6 protein-coding genes are annotated in these 5,688 nt (G+C 50.2%); 2 read left to right on the forward strand and 4 right to left on the reverse strand.

The features are described 5' to 3' along the window. Positions 1-176: 176 nt before the first annotated feature. Positions 177-317, forward strand: a complete 141-nt coding sequence (locus LKK83_RS29225; protein ID WP_324634985.1) for a hypothetical protein — start codon at positions 177-179, stop codon at positions 315-317. Positions 318-515: 198 nt separating this feature from the next. Here the strand turns inward: LKK83_RS29225 and LKK83_RS29230 are convergent, their stop codons facing one another. Continuing rightward, the gene (locus LKK83_RS29230) at positions 516-1,571 is read right to left on the reverse strand and encodes a M23 family metallopeptidase (protein ID WP_324634986.1); all 1,056 of its coding nucleotides are present in this window, start codon (positions 1,569-1,571) and stop codon (positions 516-518) included. 276 nt (positions 1,572-1,847) lie between these two features. Between LKK83_RS29230 and LKK83_RS29235 the strand changes: the two genes are divergently transcribed. Beyond that, positions 1,848-2,519 (forward strand): phosphatase PAP2 family protein, encoded by a 672-nt coding sequence (locus LKK83_RS29235; protein ID WP_324634987.1) that lies wholly within the window; start codon positions 1,848-1,850, stop codon positions 2,517-2,519. A gap of 218 nt (positions 2,520-2,737) precedes the next feature. On the opposite strand, the gene LKK83_RS29240 is transcribed toward LKK83_RS29235, so the two are convergent. The 3 genes from LKK83_RS29240 to LKK83_RS29250 all read right to left on the reverse strand — a co-directional run. Next, a complete protein-coding gene (locus LKK83_RS29240; RefSeq protein WP_324634988.1) occupies positions 2,738-4,120 on the reverse strand; it encodes a hypothetical protein in 1,383 nt (460 codons plus the stop codon). A 301-nt stretch (positions 4,121-4,421) separates the two neighbouring features. Next, complete coding sequence (locus tag LKK83_RS29245; protein ID WP_324634989.1) at positions 4,422-5,006, reverse strand: Uma2 family endonuclease; 585 nt, start codon at positions 5,004-5,006, stop codon at positions 4,422-4,424. 148 nt (positions 5,007-5,154) lie between these two features. Beyond that, on the reverse strand, positions 5,155-5,688 hold a 534-nt coding region (locus LKK83_RS29250), incomplete at its 5' end, for a Uma2 family endonuclease (protein ID WP_324634990.1).

The raw sequence follows: 5,688 nt of genomic DNA on the forward strand, positions 1-5,688 counted from the left end.
GTTGCAGTTACCAACCCAGGAGTTAACCCGTCTGTTGCTGACCCTTTCTCGCGAAGAGTTGTTGCAACGATTCGGAAACGAAGGTTAAGTATTATCTGGGGAAAGTGGATTTGGTAAAACTAGGGCGATCGCTCCCTACTTATTAGAAGCGATCGCCATTTTTCGGCTTATCCCTATTGACTCAAGGCAATATTTCGGTTCGCCAGCGTCAGGACAATCCGCAGCAGTGGGCGAACGTGCCACAAAATTTAGGCAGTGCTTATTTGACCCGGATTGCGGGCGATCGCCCCATAAATTTAGAGAGATCGCTTCATTAGGAGGAATCTGTCTTACAGGGGTTGAGCCATGACTTTTTCCCCGACAATGGGCACAAATTGTTAGCAATTTGGGAAAATTATATGACGCTCCCAGATATGGCGCTCGGACGGACAACTTAAGATTTATAGAAGTTGGGGTGAGGGCACGGCAGTGCCGTGGCCCTACGGGTAGCGATCCGTTGATTTTCGCCTTGATGTTTACTGCACTTCTACTTCGCGCTCGAACTCTACCACAACTTTATTATTGCGGAGCAGACGATATTCGCCGCGCCAAACGCCGGGGATAATCGGTCTTTGGGGGGTATTACGCTTGCCCACATATCCCATCCAGGTTTTACTGGGAGAATCGATAGTGCGTTTATCTTGTGCGACAATTTCGCCATTAGGTGCGGTGAGTTTAAACGCGAATTCGTCTCCTTGCAAGACACCATAGGTGTGAACCCAGAACAAAATGGCGGGGATATCTCGCGAGAGGAGAGAATCGCGGAAGCGTCCTTCCCAGAGGTCGTCCATCGTGGGGGCTTCGGCAGCAAAACCGGCATCAATGGGGCCGGTGGGCTGATACCCCAGGGAGTCTGCCCACAGGGAATTGCGCTGCACATTACATCCCGGTGCGGCGTTAGCACCCACAAAGGGGTCTACAACTTCTCCTTGGTAGCGGACGCTCAAATGCACGTGAGGGAACGATGCCGCACCGGATGCGCCCACCATGCCCAGGGGAGTGCCGGCTTCCACTTCCATCCCCGGACGCACCGAAATACTCCCATTGCGGAGGTGACAGTATTGGGTCTGCCACTGGTTGCCGTGGTCGATGACGATTCCGTTCCCACATTCTACCCCGGCGACTTCTTCTTTCTCACTTAAACTTCTGAGGCGGCGATCGGGCATCCCGTCGCGCACCCGCAGCACGGTACCGGGAGCGGCAGCCAGAACCGGGACACCTTGTGCCATTGTCGCTTCGTCGGAAATGGCAAAGTCGGTGCCTTTATGACCGTCGTAGGTTTGCCGCCCGCAGCCAAAATCCACCGCTTCTTCTGGGGTGGGGTCGAGATCGGGATAAAGCAAGATAAAGCAATCTTCGCCCAGGGTGCAGTCGATGGGTTGGGCGAAACGCGGTGCGTTCTCTGTGCGAGCGGAGATCGTCCTGTGTGGGCGAGCGATGCCGGGAACCTGGAAACCCAGCCAAGTGGCGCAGCTTGCCGCTCCTAGGGTGAGTAAAATTGTCGCAATCTGTTTCGGCTTGAGTGATATCATAAATAGGATTTCGGTTCGGGTCGGTCAGTAAAGACGTGGCCAGCGCGATCGCGGTTTCCGCAAGGCCGGCAAAAGTCTTCCTCCTTTTTTATTGTAGAGTCTAGAATAGAAAACCGGGGGTTCCCTGGCCAATACTGTGCGATCGCGGTGGGCTTCTTCCCTGGGAGCGACCGGTGCGATCGCCCTTGTTAAACTCCAGGCGGGAACTGCCAAACCTCTAAACTGTAAACCCTCGTTTCTGCTTCGTAAAAACTCAGACTGAATTGAACGATTGACATGAAATCTAAACTCATCTCATTAATATCAGTAATTCCCCTAGGCGGACTGCTCGGGAGTATTTTGTGCATTTGGGGATTTTTTGAAATTGCAGAGGAAGTGCTAGAACAAGAAACCACGGCAATGGATACGGAAGTTTTATTAATGTTCAAGGATTTGCATACGCCACTGCTCGATCGCCTGGTGACGGCAATTACCTTTCTCGGAGACCCGAGGCTATTGAGCGTGGTTTGTTTTCTCCTGGGCATCGCATTGGTGAGGCGCGGCATGAAAGCGGAAGCCACAACAATTGCGATCGCGGCTATCGGTTCGGTTCTGCTCAATACCGTTTTGAAAAAGGTTTTTTCCCGAGCCAGACCGGAACTTTGGGAGCGCATTCTCGATGTCAGTTCCTACAGTTTTCCCAGCGGTCATGCCTTGGTTTCATTGGTGATTTACGGCATTTTCGGCTACTTGCTTTCCACTCAATTTCCCCGCTGGCGCGTATGGGTAGCTATTGGTACCCTGGGCTTAATTATCCCGATCGGGTTAAGTCGGCTTTATCTCGGCGTTCATTGGCCCACGGATATTGTGGCTGGATATACGGCGGGAATGGTCTGGCTAATGGCCTGCATTATTAGTTTGGAAATTTGGCGACAATCTCGCGGCTTTTTCCAGGGGTATCAGGAATAATTTTATCAAGGTTTGGTCTGGAAATCCCCGCGCCCTAGAAGGGTAGGGCGTTGGTTCCAACTTTCGCCCGCATGACCAGGTCTAATTTAACACAGATTTTGAGTTTTTTGATTTGTTTCCCCCAGGGGGGGAGCGCTCTATCCGATCGACGGTTCCCCCCCTTGAAAGCTGCAAAATCATGTTATTTTTTCTGAAATTACCCCGATAGCAATAAAGAATTATTTCTGTTTTTCCTTCCCCGTTTCCGGTTTTTTATTCTTCTGGTTTGAATCAATTGCATTACTTTGTTTATCGGGAGTGGTGAGGGTTTGGAAGCGGCGATCGCCTTGTTTGATGGCATAGGCGAGCTTTTTCTGGTAAGCGGCAATTTTTTGGGATGCAATGGCTTGTTTGGCGTGATTTTTGGGCAGACTTTCTAACAAGAGAATGGCGGATTGCCATTCTCTTGCCACCACATTCCAGTCATAATGAGAAAATGCCGATTGAGCTTTGTTTGCGGCATCCCGAGCTGTTTTCATGGCTTGATTGAACGGATCGGTGTGCCTCACCTGCTGTCGCGCGAAGGCGAGATTTTCTCGCGCGTCCCGGATGTGCTGTTCGGCTAAGGCGCGTTTTAGGTGAGTTTTTGGCACGCGCTCCAGGCGCGCGATCGCCTCTTCCCAGTGTTTAGCCGCTGCCTCCCACTCCCCCATCGCCGTAGCACTTTGTGCGTCAAAAGTGGCGCGTTCCACGGTGGCGATCGCTTGATTGTAGGGATCTAAGCGACTTAATTGCTGTCGCACGTAGCGTAAGTTGTAGTTATACTCGCGGATTTTGGCCTCGGCAAAGGTGCGCTTGGCGTGGTTTGGGGGAACGGTTTGCAGTTTGGCGATCGCTTCTTTCCAGAGAATTGCCACTCGTTGCCACTCGGCGATCGAAGCGGCGCTCTGGGTTAAATTGGCAGCGAGTTTGCCTTTGGCAAGGGCTTGATGGATCGCACCGAATTCGGCTAATCGCGCTTTCACTTCCGCTAACTTTTGACCGTATTCAGCCAGCTTTGCCGTTGCCAAAGCGCGGTTGGGGTGAGAGGCGGGCAATTGCGTTAAATTCGCGATCGCTATCTCCCAATGTAACTCGACTTGTTCCCACTCCGCTTTCGATGACGCGGTTTGCGCCAGACTGGTGGCAGTTTGCGCTTTGGCGATCGCGCGCTCGAATCGATCCAACCGCGCCACCTGTTGGGAGGCATAGGTCAGATTGTGCTGATATTCCCCTATCTTTTCTCGTGCCAAAGCGCTTCTCGGGTGGGTTTCGGGTACCATTTTCAACTCGGCGATCGCCGATCGCCACAGACTCGCCACTTGGTGCCACTCTTCCAGGGAGATCGCGCGTTGGGTGAGATCCGCAGCTTGTTGCGCGTGGTTTATCGCGGCGCGGAATGGATCCACCTCTGGCTGCACGGTGGCGGTGGTGGCGGAAACGGGTAGAAACCCAGCTTGAAACTCCTTTGCAGGATCGCACCCTGCGGTTAATCCGATCGCGGCGATCGCGATCGCTTTGAGCAATTTGTGCCACCATGACAGTGGCAAGCACAGACCGAGAGAGAATTGATTGAGTGGCATAGCCCTGATGAAAATCCAGAGGTGGGAATCGGGTTTAACTTTCCGCCCTGCGAGCGCTTCTCTATTTGTTTTAGCGTGCGAATCCCTCAATCGGCAAATTTGGCTCGAATTTTCTATTGTTGGGTATAATTACTGTCATTTTTCCCAAGCCACCCAGAGCGGGTTTTCCCACCGACCAATCCTACGATTACCAATTCTTTCCGATTGCCATCTATCTAAAGGAATAAATTCCGCTGCGATCGCTGAAAATCCGACCCTGCATTTACCCTCGCCCGGCCCCGAAAAACAGCGATCGCCCCAGTTAGCTTTTCATTGGCGGAAACACCTTTGTCAATTCCAGGGTTAAACCGGGAAATCCCGGCAACCCAATCGTTTCATTCCACAGTTTAACCTGTTTTTGCTTATAGTTAAAGGTTCCGTTAGAATTTTGATAGGGACTCGTGTAGATTTCTAGTTGATTTTCCAGGACATTAAAAAGCCACACTTTGGAAATTCCAGCTTCGGCATAAAGGGGTAATTTGATTTCGCAATCGTACTGTAGTGAAACATCCGCAATTTCGATAATCAGCAAAATCTCATCCGGGGTGGGATGATGGGATAAATAGTTTTCTTTGCGATTTCGCACGATCGCAAAATCCGGTTCCGGTTCGCTATCTTGGGGTAACGCGACTGGATCGGCGCATCGTAAAGTCGCGCGATCGCCGAGTAAATGACACAGCTCTCGCAATAACTGCGTGCGACAGAATACATGTGGTTTTCCTTTCGATGCCATGTTCGCAATTTCTCCCCGAATCAGTTCTACGCGATCGTCCCCCTGGAAAAATCCCGCTTCAATTAAGCGGTGATACTCTTCAATCGTAAAGCGTTTGGTTTTCGGTAAGCTCATCAGAGTTCAATCAGGTTGACCACTGGCTTTATTTTACCAGATTTTCCCCAAATATTCCGGATTTTCAGAATTTATAAAAAGTTATTTGAAAATTAACTATAGTTTTTATAACTTATCGATACAACCGCTGATTTTATTTAGGTAGTGTTTACGCGATCGCCCCCGGGAAAACCCGTGCTAGTTCCAGAATCGCATCGGAAAACTCGGGCAAAGCAACGGTTTCATCGGGAAGCAACACCTGCTTTTGGCGGTAGTCAAAAACTGCATTAGATTTTTGATAAGAAGCCTTGTAAATTTCCAATTGATTTTCCAACAAATTGACGAGCCAATATTCGGCAATATTCGCTTCGGCATAAAGGGGAAGTTTCACCTCGCGATCGTATTGCAAAGAAGAATCGGCAATTTCGATAACTCCGATAATATCTTCCGGCATCGGATGACGAGATAAATAGTTATCTGCCCGATTTCTCACAATAACAAAATCCGGTTCTGGTTCGCTGTTATTGGGCAGTAAGATAGGGTCTTGGCATCGAACTTTGGCCTTACCAGATAGGAGAATGACCAATTGCTCGTTTAAATTCATACAACAGACTGTATGAGCTTTTCCTTTAGAAACCATTGGCACCAGTTCTCCCCGAATCAATTCGATGCGATCGCCCTCCTGGAAAAACCCCAAATCGAT

This window comes from Phormidium sp. CCY1219, from assembly GCF_035615515.1.
Classification (GTDB): domain Bacteria; phylum Cyanobacteriota; class Cyanobacteriia; order Cyanobacteriales; family Laspinemataceae; genus CCY1219.

Bases quoted from the DNA above. Each gene is read 5' to 3' on its own strand.
- LKK83_RS29230 (WP_324634986.1), bottom strand. From the start codon at position 1,571: ATGATATCACTCAAGCCGAAACAGATTGCGACAATTTTACTCACCCTA.
- LKK83_RS29235 (WP_324634987.1), top strand. From the start codon at position 1,848: ATGAAATCTAAACTCATCTCATTAATATCAGTAATTCCCCTAGGCGGA.
- LKK83_RS29240 (WP_324634988.1), bottom strand. From the start codon at position 4,120: ATGCCACTCAATCAATTCTCTCTCGGTCTGTGCTTGCCACTGTCATGG.
- LKK83_RS29245 (WP_324634989.1), bottom strand. From the start codon at position 5,006: ATGAGCTTACCGAAAACCAAACGCTTTACGATTGAAGAGTATCACCGC.